We start from the raw sequence: 19404 nt of genomic DNA, 5'->3' as shown, positions 1-19404 counted from the left end.
TCATCCGATCAGGTTGCTGATTTATGTTCGAAAACCTCCTGCAAAATCTGGGGCTCTCTGCCTTCAGCCTCAAGGGCTTCGGTCCGCTGCTGATGCAAGGTACCTGGATGACCATCAAATTATCGGCGATGTCGCTGCTGGTGGCCGTGTTGCTCGGCCTGCTCGGCGCCAGTGCCAAGCTGTCGAAAGTAAAACTGCTGCGCCTGCCTGCCCAGTGCTACACCACGCTGATTCGCGGGGTGCCGGATCTGGTGCTGATGCTGCTGATCTTCTACAGCCTGCAAACCTGGCTGACGTCGCTCACCGACTACATGGAATGGGAATACATCGAGATTGACCCGTTCAGCGCCGGGGTTCTGACCCTGGGCTTCATCTACGGCGCGTACTTCACCGAAACTTTCCGCGGCGCCATCCTCGCCGTGCCGCGCGGTCAGGTCGAAGCGGCCACCGCCTACGGTCTCAAACGCGGCCAGCGCTTCTGGATCGTGGTGTTCCCCCAAATGATGCGCTTTGCCCTGCCGGGTATCGGCAACAACTGGATGGTGATGCTCAAGGCTACCGCACTGGTGTCGATCATCGGCCTGGCCGACCTGGTCAAGGCTGCCCAGGATGCGGGTAAAAGCAGCTATCAACTGTTTTACTTCCTGGTACTCGCCGCCTTGATCTACCTGTTGATCACCAGTGCCTCCAACTTCGTTCTGCGTTGGCTCGAACGCCGCTACGCTGCCGGCACCCGGGAGGCCGTACGATGATCGAACTCCTGCAGGAATACTGGAAAGCCTTCCTCTACACCGACGGACAGAACATCACCGGCCTGGCCATGACCATGTGGCTGCTCAGCGCTTCGATTTTCATCGGTTTCATCGTGTCGATCCCGCTGTCCATCGCCCGGGTTTCTCCACACTTCTACATTCGCTGGCCGGTGCAGTTCTACACTTATCTGTTTCGGGGTACGCCACTCTATATTCAGCTGCTGATCTGTTACACGGGGATCTACAGCCTGGCCGCCGTGCGTGCGCAACCGCTGCTCGACAGCTTCTTTCGCGATGCGATGAACTGCACCATCCTGGCGTTCGCCCTGAACACCTGCGCCTACACCACGGAGATCTTCGCCGGGGCGATTCGCAGCATGGCCCACGGTGAAGTCGAAGCGGCCAAGGCCTATGGCCTCACTGGCTGGAAGCTGTATGCCTACGTGATCATGCCGTCCGCCCTGCGTCGCTCGTTGCCTTACTACAGCAACGAAGTGATTCTGATGCTGCACTCGACCACCGTGGCCTTCACCGCGACCATCCCGGACATTCTGAAAGTCGCGCGGGACGCCAACTCGGCGACCTTCCTGACTTTCCAGTCGTTCGGCATCGCCGCGCTGATCTACCTGACCGTCACTTTTGCGCTGGTCGGCCTGTTTCGCCTTGCCGAACGTCGATGGCTGGCCTTCCTCGGGCCGACCCACTAGGACTTAACGTACATGCGCCACCAGAAACATGACCTGCTGTCCCCAATGCCGGGGACCGCGAGACAGATCCACAGTTTTCACTTCGGCCCACAACCGGCCAACGGCAAGATATACATCCAGGCCTCCCTGCACGCCGACGAAATGCCCGGCATGCTGGTGGCCTGGCACCTCAAGCAACGACTGGCGGAGCTGGAGGCTGCCGGTCGCCTGCGTAGCGAAATCGTGCTGGTGCCCATCGCCAATCCGGTGGGCCTGGAACAGGTGCTGATGGATGTGCCGCTGGGCCGCTATGAGCTGGAAAGCGGCCAGAACTTCAACCGCTGGTTCGTCGACCTCAGTGAGGAAGTCGGCAACGCGATCGAAGGCAAGCTCGGTGACGATCCGCAGCACAATCAGCAATTGGTCCGCAGCAGCCTGCGCGATGCGCTGGCCCGGCAGACCGCCAGCACCCAACTGCAATCCCAGCGCCTGACCCTGCAGCGACTGGCCTGCGACGCCGACATGGTGCTCGACCTGCATTGCGATTTCGAAGCGGTCGCACACCTCTACACCACACCTGAAGCCTGGCCGCAGGTCGAGCCGCTGGCCCGCTACATCGGTGCCGAAGCCAGCCTGCTGGCAACCGATTCCGGTGGCCAGTCGTTCGACGAATGCTTCACCCTGCTCTGGTGGCAGTTGAAGGAACGCTTCGGCGAACACTTCGACATTCCGCCGGGCAGTTTTTCCGTGACCGTCGAATTGCGCGGCCAGGGCGACGTCAATCACCCGCTGGCCAGCCTCGACTGTCAGGCGTTGATCGACTACCTGATCCATTTCGGCGCGATCGCCGGCGAACCCGCGCCCCTGCCCGAGCTGCCCTATCCGGCGACACCTCTGGCCGGCGTAGAACCGGTGGCTACGCCCGTCGGCGGGCTGCTGGTGTTCACCGCGCTACCGGGACAGTACCTGGAAGCAGGGCAACTGATCGCCGAGATCATTGATCCGGTCAACGATCACGTCACCCCCGTTCATTGCTCCGCCGCCGGGTTGATGTACGCCCGTTCGCTGCGTCGCATGGCCACTGCCGGCATGGTGATCGCCCACGTCGCGGGCACCGAAGCCTATCGCAGCGGCTATCTACTTTCGCCTTGAGGATGCATGCCCCATGTACAAATTGACCATCGAAGGCCTGCATAAAAGCTATGGCGACCATGAAGTCCTCAAAGGTGTTTCACTCAAGGCCAAAACCGGTGACGTCATCAGCCTGATCGGCGCCAGTGGCTCGGGTAAAAGTACTTTTCTGCGTTGCATCAACTTTCTTGAACAACCCAACGACGGCGCCATGAGCCTCGACGGGCAGAACGTCCGCATGATCAAGGATCGCCACGGCATGCACGTGGCCGACGCCAATGAACTGCAGCGCATTCGCACCCGCCTGGCCATGGTGTTCCAGCACTTCAACCTGTGGAGCCATATGACAGTGCTGGAAAACATCACCATGGCTCCGCGCCGGGTGCTGGGGTGCGACAGGAAAGAAGCCGAGGACCGCGCCCGGCGCTACCTCGACAAGGTGGGGCTGGCCTCCCGTGTGGCGGACCAGTACCCGGCATTCCTGTCCGGCGGTCAGCAACAACGGGTTGCGATTGCCCGGGCACTGGCCATGGAACCGGAAGTCATGCTGTTCGACGAACCAACTTCGGCGCTGGACCCGGAACTGGTGGGTGAAGTACTGAAAGTGATCCAGGGCCTGGCCGAAGAAGGCCGGACCATGATCATGGTGACCCACGAAATGAGCTTCGCCCGCAAAGTGTCGAGCCAGGTGTTGTTTCTGCACCAGGGCCTGGTTGAGGAAGAAGGCACGCCGGAAGACGTGCTGGGCAATCCGAAAAGCGAGCGATTGAAGCAGTTCCTGAGTGGCAACCTGAAGTAACGGCTGAAAAAATAACCTGTGGGAGCGCCGCACCGCCGCTCCCACTTTTTTGATCGGTAGCGTCTGGCCTGTCAGACAACAGGCGCAGGCGGTGGCTCATCCGGCAAAGTGGGTTCGCCAGGTTCCATCGGCTCTTCGTTCGGGGTATCAGGGTCAGGCTGACCAGGGATGCCCCCCGCCATGCTGACGGGTGGATGTGCCATCAAGTACCAGGCCAGAACGCCAACCTGATTGGGTTCAAGCCTTGCCAGTTCGGCACTGATTCGTGGATCGATCTTCATTCGGCACTCCTGAGCGATGGCCCGACCCGCCTTGCGCGGATCGGAGCAGTACACTCCATAGAGTGTACGCCCGCTCAGGAATTCCAGATATTTGCCGGACGGTTGACTCAGGTGCGAGGCAGGGTCACGCCACGCTGGCCCTGATACTTGCCGCCACGGTCCTTGTAGGACACTTCACACTCTTCGTCAGACTCGAGGAACAGCATCTGCGCCACGCCTTCGTTCGCGTAGATTTTCGCCGGCAGATTGGTGGTGTTGGAGAACTCCAGGGTCACGTGACCTTCCCACTCAGGCTCGAGCGGCGTGACGTTGACGATGATGCCGCAGCGCGCGTAGGTGCTTTTACCCAGGCAAATGGTCAATACATTACGCGGAATGCGGAAGTATTCGACGGTGCTGGCCAGGGCGAAGGAGTTCGGAGGAATGATGCATACGTCGCTGTGGATGTCGACGAAGCTGCCGGCATCGAAGTTTTTCGGGTCGACGATAGCCGAATTGATGTTGGTGAACACCTTGAAATGATTGGTGCAACGTACATCGTAGCCATAGCTCGACACGCCATAGGAAATCACACGGCTATCGTCGCTGCCGCGCATCTGGCGCTCGACGAAAGGCTCGATCATGCCGTGCTCTTGCGCCATGCGGCGAATCCACTTGTCCGATTTGATGCTCATGGCGGGTGTCCTGAATAGCGAGGTCGAAAAATTCTGTCCGGCATCTTACCGGGCGCGCCGCCGGGTTCAAAGTCCGCGGTGCAATTCTCGCCGAACATGCAGGAATTACCTGCGCTGGCGACGAACCGTCACACCGCCGATCCTTAAAACAGAGAAACCTGCGCAAGAAGCATTGGCACGTCCCGGAAAAAGGGTTAAGGTGACGTCACTGTGCTGCTTGTGTCACTGAGAATCTCTACACGATATGTTGAATTTCGATCCAACCATCTACAAGAATTTTTCCTGCTCTTTGCACTCAGTCTCGGCCAGGGTTCTTCCTGAGTCGCAGTTATCTTTGTTCAAGGAGTTACACCATGTCTAATCGCCAAACCGGTACCGTTAAGTGGTTCAACGATGAAAAAGGCTTCGGCTTCATCACTCCACAATCCGGTGACGACCTGTTCGTTCACTTCAAAGCTATCCAGTCCGACGGCTTCAAAAGCCTGAAAGAAGGCCAACAGGTTTCTTTCATCGCTACCCGCGGTCAGAAAGGCATGCAAGCTGAAGAAGTTCAAGTTATCTAACTTGTACTTGCTTTAGTAAAAAGCCCCGCTCTCAACAGCGGGGCTTTTTTGTGGGCGGACGTTTTTTGTCCACACAAGGCGGCGATCTTTTGATGTCCTTACCAGGTCACGCCAAACCCTGCGGTGTAGCGTGTCTTGTCCAGATCCGCATCGTCGGTGCCGCTGATGATGTCCCGCTCCGCCTTCAGGTTCAGCGAAGCCCAGTCAGTCACCTTGTAGCGCAACCCCATCTCGGCATCGAGTGCGTAGTCGGCCACGCCCGACAGCGGCTTGCCGACCTCACCATTGGTGAAAAACTCGACACGCTTGCCGATCAGGTAGCGGTTGTAGTCCCACTTCATGGCCAGGGCGTAGAAATTGTCCTTGCTGCCATCAGAGAACTCAAAGTCCGTGTGGTTGATCAACGACCCCAGGGAGAAGGCCCCGAGCTCGTCATCCCAGAACTGATAGCCGGGACCGGTACCGACGGTGCGCTGACGGGAAAGGTCTTCGACCTTGTCGCGCTTGTACACCAGGCGCCCCTGCCAGAACCATTGCTCGGTCAGGAACCGGTCGATGGAGTACTCGGCCCGCCAATTGTCGGTGGTCACCACGCTGTCCTGGAACTCACGGTTGTATTCGCCTTCGGCGGTATGCCGCCAGCGACCGTGACGCGCACTGGTCTTGAAATCGATGCCGTAGTCATCGGTATCGTTTTCCGCCCGCTGATAATCCAGCGCGATATCGACGTTGCCTTTCCACACCAGATCCTCGACCACCGGTTTTGGCTTGAGGATCTGCTGAATGCTCGCCAGCTCGACCGTCTTCGGTGCTTCACCATTGGCCAGCGTGACCTTGCCGGCATCCGCCGCTTTCAGCGCCTTGGCTTTCTCGCCACTGTAGGCATCCTGCTTGACCAGCAATTCCTGATCGCTGTCCAGGGTCTTGACCTGTTTCCAGTCGATCGTCACCGCACCGGCGTACTCGGTCTGGATCAGCAGCTTGCCGCCATCGAACAGCGTGATCTTGCCACTCAGCTTGTCACCGTTCTTCAACCACACGGTATCGGCCAGCAAGGGAGTGGAAGCACTGAGGACAGCGAGACACAGCAGGGATCTGGACAACATATGCAAAATACAGGCTCGGGCTTGCAAGAAAAGTCGGCATTATCCGTTGGAACAAGGCCCTGACAAGGACTGACCCGACTATTTCTGTTGAGTTCATTTCTCAACTTCCTGCACAGGAATTACTCTAACGACGGTAAAGCAGACTTTTTCAGGAATGACGGACGTGACCGATCCAACCGATGAACCCGAGAGTGCGGCGCAAATCCGACGCACGGCGCTGTACCTGACACTGGCGCAAGTTCCCGAGGGCAAGGTCGTCAGCTACGGTCAATTGGCCGAGCTTGCAGGACTGGGTCGCGCCGCCCGCTGGGTCGGCCGCACCCTCAGCCAATTGCCGAGCGACAGCAAGTTGCCCTGGCATCGCGTTCTGGGCGCAAACGGACGTATCAGCCTGCCGGTCGGCAGCCCTTCGGGGGATGAGCAGCGCGCACGATTGCGCATGGAGGGCATCAGTGTCCTGAATAATCGTGTTGATATTCAGCGCCATGGCTGGCGTCCGGTAGAGCACAGCGGTTAGAGTGCGCCCTTTGTTTCCGTATTTCTTGAGGCAGACTCCAGCCCATGCCCCGTAAAACCTGGCGCGCCGCGCTCGCCGCTTATGCCAGCCCCTCGACACTCGTGCTGTTGCTGCTTGGTTTCGCCGCCGGCCTGCCTTACATGCTGGTGTTTTCGACGCTTTCGGTCTGGCTGCGTGAAGCCGGCGTGGCTCGCGAAACCATTGGCTATGCAAGCCTGATCGGCCTGGCATATGCCTTCAAATGGGTCTGGTCACCGCTGCTCGACCAATGGCGACTGCCATTGCTCGGCAAACTCGGTCGACGACGTTCCTGGCTCGTATTGTCCCAGGCACTGGTCATCCTTGGCCTGATCGGGATGGGATTCTGCGACCCGCAAAAGCATCTCTCCTGGCTCATCGCTATCGCGGTGATCGTCGCCTTCGCCTCGGCGACGCAGGACATTGCGGTAGACGCCTATCGCCTGGAGATCGCCGAGGACAATCGCCAGGCCGCCCTGGCCGCCAGCTACATGTCCGGTTACCGGGTCGCCGCACTGCTGGCGACTGCAGGCGCGCTGTATTTCGCCGAAGGCTTTGGCTCCACCGGCTTCAACTACAAGCATTCGGCCTGGGCCGGCACTTACATCCTGTTCGGGGCGCTGATGGTCCCGGCACTGCTGACTTCACTGTTCATGCGCGAACCACCCGTGCCGTTACGCACGCAACTGCAGGCCGGGCGCTACAGTTTCGTGCATCAACTGGCCTCGGTATTCGTGCTGATCATATTGCTGGTGTCCGTGCCGGCCATGTTCACCCAGCTCTACAACACCGACTTTGCCAGCGTACTGTTCGAAGGCGTGAGCCTGCTCGACCTGTTGCTCGAAGACCGCGCGTTCCTGCGGGCCATCCTCTACATCACGCTCACCGCCCTGTGCCTCTCGGCCATGGGCCGACGCGGCCTGGCGCCGGTATTGACGCCAGTCAACGACTTCATCCTGCGATACCGCTGGCAAGCGCTGCTGCTGCTCGGCTTGATCGCCACCTATCGGATGTCCGATACGGTCATGGGGGTGATGGCCAACGTGTTCTATATCGACCAGGGCTTCACCAAGGACCAGATCGCCAGCGTCAGCAAAATCTTCGGCCTGATCATGACCCTGTTCGGCGCCGGCATGGGCGGCCTGCTGATTGTGCGTTTCGGCATCCTGCCGATCCTGTTCATCGGCGGAGTCGCCTCCGCGGCGACCAACATCCTGTTCCTGATGCTCGCCGACATGGGCCCCAACCTGAACATGCTGGTGCTGACCATCTCCCTGGACAACTTCAGCTCAGGCCTGGCCACCTCAGCCTTCGTCGCCTACCTGTCGAGCCTGACCAACCTCAAGTTCTCCGCTACCCAGTACGCCCTGCTCAGCTCGATCATGCTGCTACTGCCACGCCTGATCGGCGGCTACTCCGGGGTCATGGTGGAGAAGTTCGGTTATCACGACTTCTTCCTGATTACCGCCCTGCTGGGCGTCCCGACCCTGCTGTTGATCGCCTTGCACTGGTTCCAGGAAAACCGCCGCGCAGGCCCGACACCTACACCGGAACCGGTGCAGACCCCGGTCGCCGAAGAATCGTAGGTTCTTTACCCAGGAAAAGTCGCGGAGGGCCGAGTGAATCGCGCCCTCCTGCCACACCACCGACCGCACGCCTGTACGCCAGCGGAACTGCCCCGTACAATGCTCCGTCATTTCTCGTCATCAGCAATCGATAACGGCCAACCATGCGCACCAGTCAATTTTTGCTCGCCACACAAAAAGAAACGCCTTCCGACGCGGTCGTGATCAGCCACCAGCTGATGCTGCGCGCCGGCATGATCCGCAAACTCGCCTCGGGCCTGTACACCTGGCTGCCGATGGGCTTGCGGGTAATGCGCAAGGTCGAAGCCGTCGTTCGTGAAGAAATGAACGCCGCCGGCTCGCTCGAAGTGTTGATGCCGAGCACGCAACCGGCTGAGCTGTGGCAGGAATCCGGGCGCTGGGAAGAGTACGGCCCTGAATTGCTGCGCTTCAAGGATCGCCACGGTCGCGATTTCTGCGCAGGTCCCACCCATGAAGAAGTCATCACCGATCTGATGCGCAACGAGTTGAGCAGCTACAAGCAGCTGCCGATCAACCTGTACCAGATCCAGACCAAATTCCGTGATGAGATCCGCCCACGCTTCGGCTTGATGCGCGGCCGCGAATTCATCATGAAGGACGCCTATTCGTTCCACGCCGACCAGCCTTCGCTGCAGGTCACCTACGACCGCATGCACCAGGCCTACTGCAACGTATTCACCCGTCTGGGCCTGAAGTTCCGCCCTGTTGAAGCCGACAACGGTTCCATCGGCGGTGCCGGTTCCCACGAGTTCCACGTGCTGGCCGAGTCCGGTGAAGACGACATCGTTTTCAGCAACGGCTCCGACTACGCCGCGAACATCGAGAAAGCCGAAGCCGTGCCACGGGAAACCTCGCGCGCCGCTCCGAGCGAAGAACTGCGCCTGGTCGACACGCCGAACGCAAAAACAATTGCGCAACTGGTCGAAGGCTTCAACCTGCCGATCGAGAAAACCATCAAGACCCTCGTGGTGCACGCTGAAGAAAAAGGCAAGCTGATTGCCCTGATCATCCGTGGCGACCATGAGCTGAACGAAATCAAGGCGGCCAACCAGCCAGGCGTTGCCAGCCCGCTGGTCATGGCCTCGGAAAGCGAACTGCGCGACGCCATTGGCGCCGGCGCCGGTTCCCTCGGCCCGCTGAACCTGCCGCTGCCGATCATCATCGACCGCTCTGTCGAACTGATGAGCGACTTTGGCATCGGTGCCAACATCGACGACAAACACTACTTCGGCGTGAACTGGGAGCGCGACCTGCCTGTTCCGACCGTTGCCGACCTGCGTAACGTCGTGACCGGCGACCCGAGCCCGGACGGCAAAGGCACCCTGGAAATCAAGCGCGGCATCGAAGTCGGGCACATCTTCCAGCTGGGCAACAAGTACAGCAAAGCGATGAAATGCGAAGTGCTGGGCGAGAACGGCAAGCCGGTCACCCTGGAAATGGGCTGCTATGGCATCGGCGTGTCCCGCGTGGTGGCGGCTGCCATCGAGCAGAACAACGACGAAAACGGGATCATCTGGAGCGACACTCTCGCGCCGTTCCAGATTGCCCTGGTGCCGCTGCGCTACGAAACCGAGCAGGTTCGCGAAGCCACCGACAAGCTGTACGCGGAACTGACCGCTGCCGGCTTCGAAGTGCTGCTGGACGACCGTGACAAGAAAACCAGCCCGGGCATCAAGTTCGCGGACATGGAGCTGATCGGCATTCCACACCGGATCGTGGTCAGTGACCGCGGCCTGGCCGAAGGCAACCTGGAATACAAGAGCCGTACCGAGGCCGACGCACAAGCGCTACCGGTCGCCGAGGTGCTGTCCTTCCTTCAGGCCCGCATCCGCCGCTGATACCAGATATAGAGGCGTCATGTTCAAGCGAAACACCTTAGGCCTCGGTGGTGCTGCCTTGTGCGGCACCCTGCTGGTCAGCGGCTGTGCCAACCACATGTCACAACGCAGCGAGCAAGAGGAACGTGTCGAGCGCAAATTGCTCGATCACAGCCTGCAGATCGATGTCGGTGAGCCCAAGGTGCTTGAGCTGCCGCAACGGCGGGTGAAAATTCACGAACAGAAGACTTTCGAAGTCACCGAATACGAAGTCACGCGTCACTACGACCGCTATACGCCGTACCAACCCTGGCGGGAGATTTACGAAATCCCGCTGGGCGCGGTGGCCGTGGTGGCGGGTATCGGTGCCAACGTGGTCAATGTGTTCACCCTCGGCAATCTGCCGGACAGCGTGACCAAGGACTGGCTGAGCTACGGTTTTGCCGGGCTCAACCCGTTCATGAACGTGCAGTCCCACGGCCGCGCGCAGCAAAACCTGGCCGGCATTGGTGAAGTCCAGCGCGACAAACGCACGGAGTACTCAAGCCTGCCCTGGAGCGAGCGCCCGGTCGAGGTCAAGGCCGGCAAGGAAACCTTCGAGCTGACCACCGACAAAAACGGCGTGCTGCGCCTGAATCTGCTGGACAGCCCGTTCGCCGAACATGACATCAATCATCTGAGCCGGTTGCTGATCCGTGTCGAGGATGCCCAGGGCAACGTGCACAGCGATTCCACCCTGGCCATCAGCAGCAACCTGCGCAGCAAGCTCTATGAGGCCCACGGCCTGATTTACGACGACCTCGAAGGCGATGAGGTGAGCCAGTGGGTACATCGGGTCAAGCGCCTGTCGGAACTGGGCCTTGAAGAAGAAGCCAGTGAGCTGGAACAGAGCCTGATCGAACTGACACGCAATGATCCCGAATTGCAGAGCGAATTCCTCAAGTCGCTGGCCCGCAATGGCGAACGACTGGTGGCGAATCCGGGGCTGAACTAAAAAGCCAAAAGCTTCGTCGGATCGCCGCCCGGAGCAAGCCCGCTCCCACACTGGATTTGTGAACACCTCAAATCCAATGTGGGAGCGGGCTTGCTCGCGAAGGGGCCCGCAGATTCACCTCCGAACTACCGCTCAAACAACTCCATCTGCTCGAACCCGCCCCGCAAGTCCTCCAGCCGCACGCCGACACCCAACAACCGCACCGGTTTACCGCCGCGATTGAAGGCCTGGGTCAGCATCAACTGATAACTCCCCAGATCCCGCCCTGCCCCGGCCTGCTCCAATGTTGTCTGGGTGAAGTCGTGGAACTTCACTTTGACGAATGGCTTGCCCGGACGATAACTGCTGTCGATTCGTGCCATGCGACCGGCCAGGGTCTCCAGCAGCTCGGGCAACTTGTCCAGGCAACTCTTCAGGTCTGGCAGGTCAACGTCGTAGGTGTTTTCAACAGAGATCGACTGACGACGGCTGTCGTTGTGCACCACGCGGTCATCGATCCCACGGGCCAGGCTCCAGAGCCGCTCGCCAAAGCTGCCGAACTCACGCACCAGTGCCAACTTGTCCCACTCGCGCAATTGCAGGCAATCGGAAATGCCCAGCTTGCCGAGCTTGTCGGCGGTGACTTTACCGACCCCGTGCAATTTGCTCACCGGCAAGCCACTGACAAAGTCCTCGACCTGGTCCGGAGTAATGACGAACAGGCCGTTGGGCTTTTTCCAGTCACTGGCGATCTTGGCCAGAAACTTGTTCGGCGCCACACCCGCCGACACGGTGATATGCAGTTGGTTGGAGACCCGGCGCCGGATGTCCTGGGCGATTCGCGTCGCACTGCCCGCGAAATGCGCACTGTCCGACACATCGAGGTACGCTTCGTCGAGCGAAAGTGGCTCGATGATCTCGGTGTAATCGCGAAAGATCGTGTGGATTTCCCTGGACGCCTCTCTATAGGCATCCATGCGCGGCTTGACGATGATCAGGTCCGGGCACAGTTTCAAGGCATGCCCGGAGGACATTGCCGAACGCACCCCATACGCTCGCGCCTCATAATTGCAGGTGGCGATCACCCCGCGCCGATCCGCCGACCCGCCCACCGCCAATGGCTTGCCGGCCAGGCGCGGGTCGTCACGCATCTCAATGGCGGCGTAGAAACAATCACAGTCGACGTGGATGATCTTTCGCTGAGTCATGGCAAAGCAGTTTTCATGGCAAGGAAAAGGCATCTGGGTATGCCGGATATGCAGTATCTCACCGACACCTGTATATAGCACCAGTAGTCTGAATGTTCTTTTCGACTCGTGGGAAATGTCGTTGATAAATTTATTTTTTCAATCGAAAAAACATTCTCAATAGAGCCGCAGGCCTTGCCCCGCCTGCCTCACAGGCTGGCCAACCCACCTGTCGACAAGCTAACCGATTGAAGCGGAACAGGTTTTATCTGAATTGAAGGTTGACACCCCGGCGTTTCTCTATAGAATGCCGGCACACAGACGCGGGATGGAGCAGTCTGGTAGCTCGTCGGGCTCATAACCCGAAGGTCGTCGGTTCAAATCCGGCTCCCGCAACCAAACATCAAAAAAGGCTACTCGAAAGAGTGGCCTTTTTTGTGCGCGTCTGTTTTGCAGCACCGGGCACCGAAACCAGCCAACCTGCTGAATCTGGCAGAAAGCAGAAATCGTTCTGATTCCGAAACTTAGGCCAGGGCTGCGACCGTTTGCCGCGATTCAACGTTTATTTGACCTGCTTCAGGATTAACGGTTGACACCCCGGCATTACTCTATAGAATGCCGCCACACAGACGCGGGATGGAGCAGTCTGGTAGCTCGTCGGGCTCATAACCCGAAGGTCGTCGGTTCAAATCCGGCTCCCGCAACCAAACATCAAAAAAGGCTACTCGAAAGAGTGGCCTTTTTTGTATCTGTTGAAAAAGTCCTTTCGCAACAATGATCTGTCACTGTGCAGCAAGCCGTTTGGGGCCACCCATGCTCGGGGTTCAGACTATGCTCTATCGCAGACTGAAGCCTTCACGACTGATGACGCGCCGTCCCCGCTGCCGGGTGATAGGCGTTAATATTTGTGATTATTTTTTTCTACAGGGATTGGTAACTTGGCTGGATACCCCCATCCTGTCGCGCACAATCCAAGAGGTGATTGATGCGCGCCAACTCGTCTGATTCACAAGACACCGTCACAGCGACACAACCGATCAAGGCTGAGCGTCTGCGCCTGCTTGATCTGTTGAGCAAGTACCGTCAACCCATTGGCCTGGCGGTCACCCTGCTGCTGTTCGCAATCGCGCTGATTGCCTGTCGCCACCTGTTGAGCGAACTCGACCTTTACGCGCTGCACGATTCGATCCTCGAAGTTCCACAACCAGCCTTGATGGGCGCCCTTGCCGCAACCGTAGCGGGTTTCATCATTCTGCTCGGCTACGAATGGTCGGCCAGCCGCTATGCCGGCGTGAGCCTGGCACCGCGCACGCTGGCAATGGGCGGTTTCACGGCCTTTGCCATTGGCAACGCCATCGGTCTTTCAATGTTGTCGGGCGGTTCGGTTCGCTATCGCCTCTATGCCCGTCATGGTGTGGGAGCGGCTGAAGTCGCCCGCATGACACTGTTCGCCAGCCTCTCGCTGGGCTGCGCCCTGCCGCCGCTGGCCGCCCTGGCGACGCTCAGCGACCTGCCGGCCGCGTCCACCGCCCTGGGGCTCTCCGAGACGCTGCTGGGCGTGATAGCAACCGCCGTGCTTATGCTGTTTTCGGTGCTGGCTATCGGCATCTACCGTCGGCGGCTGCCGGAACAGCCTTACCCGGACAACCTGCTGGTCATGATCGGGCGCCGCACCTTGCGCTTGCCCGGGAGCCGCCTGACGCTCCTGCAATTGGTCATCACCGCCCTGGACGTAGCCGCCGCCGCGACCGTGCTCTATCTGTTGCTGCCGGAAACGCCGCCCTTCGGTGCGTTCCTTCTGGTTTACCTGCTGGCCCTGGCCGCCGGCGTGCTCAGCCATGTGCCGGGCGGCGTCGGGGTGTTCGAGGCGATTTTGCTGGCGGCGTTTTCCGACACACTTGGTGCTGCGCCCCTGGCGGCCGCCCTGCTGCTTTATCGCTTGATCTACGTGGTCCTGCCATTGCTGGTGGCCTGCGTGCTGTTACTGATCAACGAAGGTCAGCGCCTGTTCCAGACACGCCAGACATTGCGCGCGGCCTCAGGCCTGGCGGCTCCGATCCTGGCGGTGCTGGTATTTCTGTCCGGTGTTGTCCTGCTGTTCTCCGGGGCCACCCCGGAAATCGATACCCGCCTGGAACATATCGGTTTTCTGATCCCCCATCGGCTGGTCGACGCTTCGCACTTTGGCGCCAGCCTGGTCGGCGTTCTTTGTCTGTTGCTGGCCCAGGGGCTGCGCCGCCGGCTGTCGGCGGCGTGGATGCTGACCACCATTCTGTTGCTGGTCGGCGCCCTGCTCTCACTGCTCAAAGGCTTCGACTGGGAAGAAGCCAGCCTGATGGTGCTGACGGCAAGCCTGCTCGGGGTATTCCGCCGCTCGTTCTATCGCCCCAGCCGCCTGACCGAAGTTCCGTTCTCGCCGCTGTACCTGGTGGCCAGCCTGTGCGTGCTCGGTGCGTCGATCTGGTTGCTGCTGTTCGCCTACCAGGACGTTCCGTACAGCCACCAGCTCTGGTGGCAGTTCACTCTGGACGCCGATGCCCCTCGCGGCCTGCGTTCGCTGCTCGGGGCTGCCGTACTGCTGGTGGTGGTGTCGCTGACCTGGCTGCTGCGCACCGCGCGTCCGGTCATTCACCTGCCGACGTCCGACGAACTGGAGCGCGCCAGCAAGATCCTCATGGCATCGGCCCAACCGGATGGCGGTCTGGCCCTGACCGGTGACAAGGCGCTGCTGTTCCACCCCAATGACGAAGCGTTCCTGATGTACGCCCGCCGTGGCCGCAGCCTGGTGGCGTTATATGACCCGATCGGCCCGGGCCAGCAACGGGCGGAAATGATCTGGCAGTTCCGCGACCTGTGCGACATCCACCACGCCCGCCCCGTGTTCTACCAAGTGCGCGCGGAGAACCTGCCCTACTACATGGACATCGGCCTGACCGCGATCAAGCTCGGCGAAGAAGCCCGGGTCGATCTCAAGCGGTTTGATCTCGAGGCCAAGGGCAAGGAGATGAAGGACCTGCGCTACACCTGGAACCGAGGCACCCGTGACGGCCTGTCGCTGGAAATCTTTGAGCCGGGCCACGCGCCGATGGAGGAGCTCAAGGTGATTTCCGATGCCTGGCTGACCGGCAAGAACGTCCGCGAGAAAGGTTTTTCGCTGGGTCGCTTCAGCGATGACTACCTCAAGTATTTCCGCATCGCGGTGATTCGTTTCGAAGGACGCCCGGTCGCGTTCGCCAACTTGCTCGAGACCTACGGCCACGACCTGGCCAGCCTCGACCTGATGCGCGCCCATCCGGACGCCCCGAAGCTGACCATGGAGTTCATGATGGTCGGCCTGATCCAGCATTATAAAAATCATGGATACGCGCGTTTCAGCCTGGGCATGGTGCCGTTGTCGGGGTTGCAACCCCGTCGCGGCGCACCATTGACCCAGCGCCTGGGCTCGATGGTATTCCGCCGTGGTGAGCAGCTGTACAACTTCCAAGGCTTGCGCCGCTTCAAAGACAAGTTCCAGCCTGATTGGGAACCCCGTTATATGGCCGTGCCCGCCGGACTCGATCCGCTGGTTGCGCTGGCCGACACTGCTGCCCTGATCGCGGGCGGCTTGACCGGATTGGTGAAACGCTGATGATTCAACGCTCCTTGCGGTATGTATTGGGCACGCTGGTGATAGTGGCCCTGATTCTCGGTGGCGGTTACTGGTACCTGAAACGCCCGGCACCGGAACCGACCCTCGAATTGCTGAACCCGGCCGATGGTGCGGCGATGACCCGTGTCATCCCCGGCACTACGCCTCGCGCCCAGGTGCTGGTGGCGGTCAACGAAGACCAGAAACTCAGCGACAAGCAGTTGCTGACCCTGAGCCGCAGTGGCTCGGCGCAAATCGTCCAGGTGATCCTGCCCAAGGACTGCCTGTTGCAAAGCCGCGCCCTGCAATCGGGCCTGAGAGAACTCAAAGGCCCGGCGACCCTGGTCAGCGGTATCGGCCCGGGTGCCGTGCTGGCCTGGCGCTGGCTGTCCGAGCAGAAGAATGACAAGGCCCAGGCGGTCTCGGTCGACCTGGCCCTGGAAAAGGGCGGCTGCACTCACCTGCTGCCAAAAAGCGCCGCCCACGGTCACTGGCTGGTCGCGTGGAACGACAACCCGGACGACACCAGTGCCGGCTTCGTGCGTGATCAACCGAACGCTGAAACCAGCATCAGCGACTACGACATCAACCTGCCGCAAGTGCTGAACAACGAACTGCGCAAGATCCTCGTCGGTGGCGACAAAGCTGCTGGCGGCCTGCAGATCCCGGTGGTCGAAGTGCCAGCCGGTCAGGCCAGGGACACCGTGACCCTGTTCCTGTCCGGTGACGGCGGCTGGCGCGACCTCGACCGCGATGTAGCGGGCGAAATGGCCAAGATCGGCTACCCGGTGGTCGGCATCGACACCCTGCGCTACTACTGGCAGCACAAGAGCCCGGAGCAAAGCGCGCTGGACCTGGCTGAACTGATGCAACACTACCGGCAAAAATGGGGCACCAAGCGCTTCATCCTGACCGGTTACTCGTTCGGCGCCGATGTCCTGCCGGCGATCTACAACCGCCTGGCCGAGTCCGAGCAGCAACGCGTCGACGCGATCATCCTGCTGGCCTTCGCCCGTACCGGCAGCTTCGAGATCGAAGTCGAAGGCTGGCTCGGCAACGCTGGCAAGGAAGCCGCCACCGGACCGGAAATGGCCAAGCTGCCAGCCGCCAAAGTGGTGTGCATCTACGGTGAAGAAGAAACCGACGAGAGCGGCTGCACCGACAAGACTGCGGTGGGCGAAGCCATCAAGCTGCCAGGCGGCCACCACTTCGACGAGAACTACCCGGCGCTGGCCAAGCGTTTGGTGGATGTGATCGAGAAGCGTCAGCCTAAGGAAACGGCTGCTACAGAGTGATCTGAGCCAGCCGAAAAAAGCCCTCGTTACCTCACGGTAGCGGGGGCTTTTACATTCCGACAGACACCACACATCCCCTGTGGGAGCGGGCTTGCTCGCGAAGGCGGTGTATCAAATTGCATTTATGTCGACTGACACGCCCCTTTCGCGAGCAAGCCCGCTCCCACACTGGATCTTCGTAGTCTTCCAGTTTATTGCTCAGGCACAAAAAAGCCCCCAATGCCGCAAGGCAACGGGGGCTTTTTGTGGGTCGCTTACATCTCCACCTGCGTCCCCAGCTCAATCACCCGGTTCAGCGGCAGATTGAAGAAGCGCAGGTTGCCGTTGGCGTTCTGCAACATGAACGCAAACAGCGCCTCGCGCCAGCGCGACATGCCTTCGAGCTTGGAGGCGATGACCGTTTCGCGGCTGAGGAAGTACGTGGTACGCATCGGGCTGAAGCTCAGTTCATCGAGATGACACAGCTTCAATGCCTGGGGCACGTCCGGCTCATCGATAAAGCCGAAATGCAGGATCACCCGGAAGAACCCCTCGCCGTAGGCATCGACCTCGAACCGTCGTGATGGCGGCACCCGCGGGATGTCTTCGTAGACCACCGTCAGCAGCACCACTTGCTCGTGCAACACCTGGTTATGCAGCAGGTTGTGCAACAGCGCGTGGGGCACAGCGTCCGGTCGCGCGGTCAGGAACACCGCCGTGCCCTGCACACGATGCGGCGGTTGCACGGCAATGCTGCTGATAAAGATCGGCAGCGGCAGCCCACCTTCATCGATACGCTCCACTAGCAGTTGCTTGCCGCGCTTCCAAGTGGTCATCAGCACAAACAAGGCGAAACCGGCGATCACCGGGAATGCACCGCCCTGAATGATTTTCGGCACGTTGGCGGCGAAGTACACACCATCTACCAACAGGAAACCCAACAGCATCGGGACCACAAGCACCGGTGGCCATTTCCACAGCAGCAGGATCACCGCGGACACCAGAATGCTGGTCATCAGCATGGTCCCGGTCACCGCCACACCATAGGCCGAGGCCAGGGCTCCGGAGGATTCGAAACCCAACACCAACAGCACCACACCGACCATCAGCGCCCAGTTCACCGCGGCGATGTAGATCTGGCCCTGTTCAGCGCTGGAGGTGTGCCGGATGTGCATGCGCGGAATGTAACCGAGCTGGATCGCCTGACGGGTCAGGGAGAACGCACCGGAAATCACCGCTTGCGAGGCAATCACCGTGGCCAGGGTCGACAGGCCGACCAGCGGGATCAATGCCCAGCTCGGTGCCAGCAGGTAGAACGGGTTACGGGCAGCTTCCGGGTCGCCCAGCAGCAAGGCGCCCTGGCCAAAATAATTGAGCACCAGCGCCGGCAGTACAAGGATGAACCAGGCACGTGCAATCGGCTTGCGACCGAAGTGGCCCATGTCCGCGTACAGCGCTTCGGCACCGGTCAATGCCAGCACCACGGCGCCGAGAATCGTCACGCCCATGCCCGGATGGACCATGAAGAAACGTACGCCCCACACCGGGTTCATCGCTTCGAGGACTTCCGGATGCTGGCTGATGCCATAGACGCCCAGTGCGCCCAGCACGAGGAACCAGGTGACCATGATCGGCCCGAACAGAATGCCGATCCGCGCGGTACCGTGACTCTGAATCAGAAACAGCGCGACCAGCACCACCAGCGACAGAGGCACGACCCAATGATCGATGCCCTCGAATGCCAGGCCCAGGCCTTCAATCGCCGACAGCACGGAGATCGCCGGGGTGATCATGCTGTCGCCATAGAACAGCGCCGCACCAATCAGCCCGCAGACCACCAGCAACGTGCGCAATCTGGCATGCCCTGCCGCCGCCCGCCTGGCCAGCGCGGTCAAGGCCATGATCCCGCCTTCGCCCTGGTTGTCGGCGCGCAGTACAAACATCATGTACTTGATCGACACGACCCAGATCAGCGACCAGAAAATGAGTGCCAGAATCCCCAGCACCCCGTCATGGTTGACCGGCACGCCATAGCCTCCGGAAAACACTTCTTTAAGGGTGTACAACGGACTGGTGCCGATATCGCCATAAACCACCCCGACTGCCGCGACCAGCATACCGATCGGCTTCACCGCCGTATGCTCGGCGCCCGCAGCCTGACTACTTGCCTGACCCATCCACCACTCCTACTACCCAGACTCGGGCTTCTTTGAAAGAAGCACTATGCTTTGTCGTGCAGCATGCGCTGTTTTACTTCACGTTACAGACGTTTTGTTGACTGTAAAAAAACAGTAAAGCGTAACGGCGCGAAGCATAGCGCAGCACTCGTCGTATTTCCCTGCATAAAGCTGGTCAAGTGCGCTTACCATCGCTAGAATTGCGCACTTTTTG

16 protein-coding genes and 2 tRNA genes are annotated in these 19404 nt (G+C 60.1%); 13 read left to right on the top strand and 5 right to left on the bottom strand.

Annotated elements, in window-relative coordinates; all coding sequences use genetic code 11:
- Positions 1-23 precede the first annotated feature (23 nt).
- From AC06G5_RS05875 to AC06G5_RS05860, 4 genes are read left to right on the top strand one after another with little or no spacing between them, the layout of a single operon-like run.
- A complete protein-coding gene (locus tag AC06G5_RS05875) occupies positions 24-752 on the top strand; it encodes an ABC transporter permease (RefSeq protein ID WP_413424535.1) in 729 nt (242 codons plus the stop codon).
- Positions 749-1459 (top strand): ABC transporter permease, encoded by a 711-nt coding sequence (locus AC06G5_RS05870; protein ID WP_413424537.1) that lies wholly within the window; start codon positions 749-751, stop codon positions 1457-1459. Before AC06G5_RS05875 ends, AC06G5_RS05870 begins: the two co-directional genes overlap by 4 nt.
- Before the next feature lie 12 nt (positions 1460-1471).
- Positions 1472-2590, top strand: coding sequence for a succinylglutamate desuccinylase/aspartoacylase family protein (locus AC06G5_RS05865; RefSeq protein WP_413424539.1), 1119 nt, complete (start codon positions 1472-1474; stop codon positions 2588-2590).
- A 13-nt stretch (positions 2591-2603) separates the two neighbouring features.
- Entirely contained in the window at positions 2604-3368 is a 765-nt protein-coding gene (locus tag AC06G5_RS05860) for an ABC transporter ATP-binding protein (RefSeq protein WP_413424541.1), read from the top strand.
- Positions 3369-3439: 71 nt separating this feature from the next.
- On the opposite strand, the gene AC06G5_RS05855 is transcribed toward AC06G5_RS05860, so the two are convergent.
- Together AC06G5_RS05855 and dcd are read right to left on the bottom strand one after the other, a co-directional pair.
- On the bottom strand, positions 3440-3649 hold the full coding sequence (locus AC06G5_RS05855) for a hypothetical protein (RefSeq protein ID WP_043302162.1): 210 nt from the start codon (positions 3647-3649) through the stop codon (positions 3440-3442).
- 107 nt (positions 3650-3756) lie between these two features.
- Positions 3757-4323 (bottom strand): dCTP deaminase, encoded by a 567-nt coding sequence (gene dcd / locus AC06G5_RS05850; RefSeq protein ID WP_007940589.1) that lies wholly within the window; start codon positions 4321-4323, stop codon positions 3757-3759.
- 353 nt (positions 4324-4676) lie between these two features.
- Between dcd and AC06G5_RS05845 the strand changes: the two genes are divergently transcribed.
- Positions 4677-4886 (top strand): cold-shock protein, encoded by a 210-nt coding sequence (locus tag AC06G5_RS05845; RefSeq protein ID WP_002554837.1) that lies wholly within the window; start codon positions 4677-4679, stop codon positions 4884-4886.
- A gap of 98 nt (positions 4887-4984) precedes the next feature.
- Here the strand turns inward: AC06G5_RS05845 and AC06G5_RS05840 are convergent, their stop codons facing one another.
- Positions 4985-5992: a DUF481 domain-containing protein gene (locus AC06G5_RS05840; protein ID WP_413424544.1), complete on the bottom strand. Its 1008-nt coding sequence runs from the start codon at positions 5990-5992 to the stop codon at positions 4985-4987.
- A 154-nt stretch (positions 5993-6146) separates the two neighbouring features.
- Here AC06G5_RS05840 and AC06G5_RS05835 point away from each other — a divergent pair, with 154 nt between their 5' ends.
- From AC06G5_RS05835 to AC06G5_RS05820, 4 genes are all read left to right on the top strand, one after another.
- Positions 6147-6509 (top strand): MGMT family protein, encoded by a 363-nt coding sequence (locus AC06G5_RS05835; RefSeq protein ID WP_256356894.1) that lies wholly within the window; start codon positions 6147-6149, stop codon positions 6507-6509.
- A gap of 44 nt (positions 6510-6553) precedes the next feature.
- Complete coding sequence (locus tag AC06G5_RS05830) at positions 6554-8113, top strand: AmpG family muropeptide MFS transporter (RefSeq protein ID WP_480459069.1); 1560 nt, start codon at positions 6554-6556, stop codon at positions 8111-8113.
- Positions 8114-8256: 143 nt separating this feature from the next.
- Positions 8257-9972, top strand: a complete 1716-nt coding sequence (locus tag AC06G5_RS05825) for a proline--tRNA ligase (protein WP_413424548.1) — start codon at positions 8257-8259, stop codon at positions 9970-9972.
- A gap of 19 nt (positions 9973-9991) precedes the next feature.
- On the top strand, positions 9992-10945 hold the full coding sequence (locus AC06G5_RS05820; protein WP_413424550.1) for a hypothetical protein: 954 nt from the start codon (positions 9992-9994) through the stop codon (positions 10943-10945).
- A gap of 125 nt (positions 10946-11070) precedes the next feature.
- On the opposite strand, the gene dinB is transcribed toward AC06G5_RS05820, so the two are convergent.
- Complete coding sequence (dinB, locus tag AC06G5_RS05815; protein ID WP_480459068.1) at positions 11071-12132, bottom strand: DNA polymerase IV; 1062 nt, start codon at positions 12130-12132, stop codon at positions 11071-11073.
- Positions 12133-12433: 301 nt separating this feature from the next.
- Here dinB and AC06G5_RS05810 point away from each other — a divergent pair.
- The 4 genes from AC06G5_RS05810 (at position 12434) to AC06G5_RS05795 (ending at position 17034) form a co-directional block, all read left to right on the top strand.
- A tRNA-Met gene (locus tag AC06G5_RS05810) sits at positions 12434-12510 on the top strand.
- 231 nt (positions 12511-12741) lie between these two features.
- A tRNA-Met gene (locus AC06G5_RS05805) sits at positions 12742-12818 on the top strand.
- A 278-nt stretch (positions 12819-13096) separates the two neighbouring features.
- Positions 13097-15739, top strand: a complete 2643-nt coding sequence (gene mprF / locus AC06G5_RS05800) for a bifunctional lysylphosphatidylglycerol flippase/synthetase MprF (RefSeq protein ID WP_480459067.1) — start codon at positions 13097-13099, stop codon at positions 15737-15739.
- Positions 15739-17034: a virulence factor family protein gene (locus AC06G5_RS05795; protein WP_413427209.1), complete on the top strand. Its 1296-nt coding sequence runs from the start codon at positions 15739-15741 to the stop codon at positions 17032-17034. Before mprF ends, AC06G5_RS05795 begins: the two co-directional genes overlap by 1 nt.
- A gap of 254 nt (positions 17035-17288) precedes the next feature.
- On the opposite strand, the gene AC06G5_RS05790 is transcribed toward AC06G5_RS05795, so the two are convergent.
- Positions 17289-19190, bottom strand: coding sequence for a potassium transporter Kup (locus AC06G5_RS05790; RefSeq protein WP_413427211.1), 1902 nt, complete (start codon positions 19188-19190; stop codon positions 17289-17291).
- Between the last annotated feature and the right edge of the window lie 214 nt (positions 19191-19404).

The sequence above is a fragment of the Pseudomonas sp. WT-JTC genome, from assembly GCF_056711565.1.
Note: the sequence above shows the minus strand (reverse complement) of the source record. Positions and strands in the feature narration are given on the sequence as shown.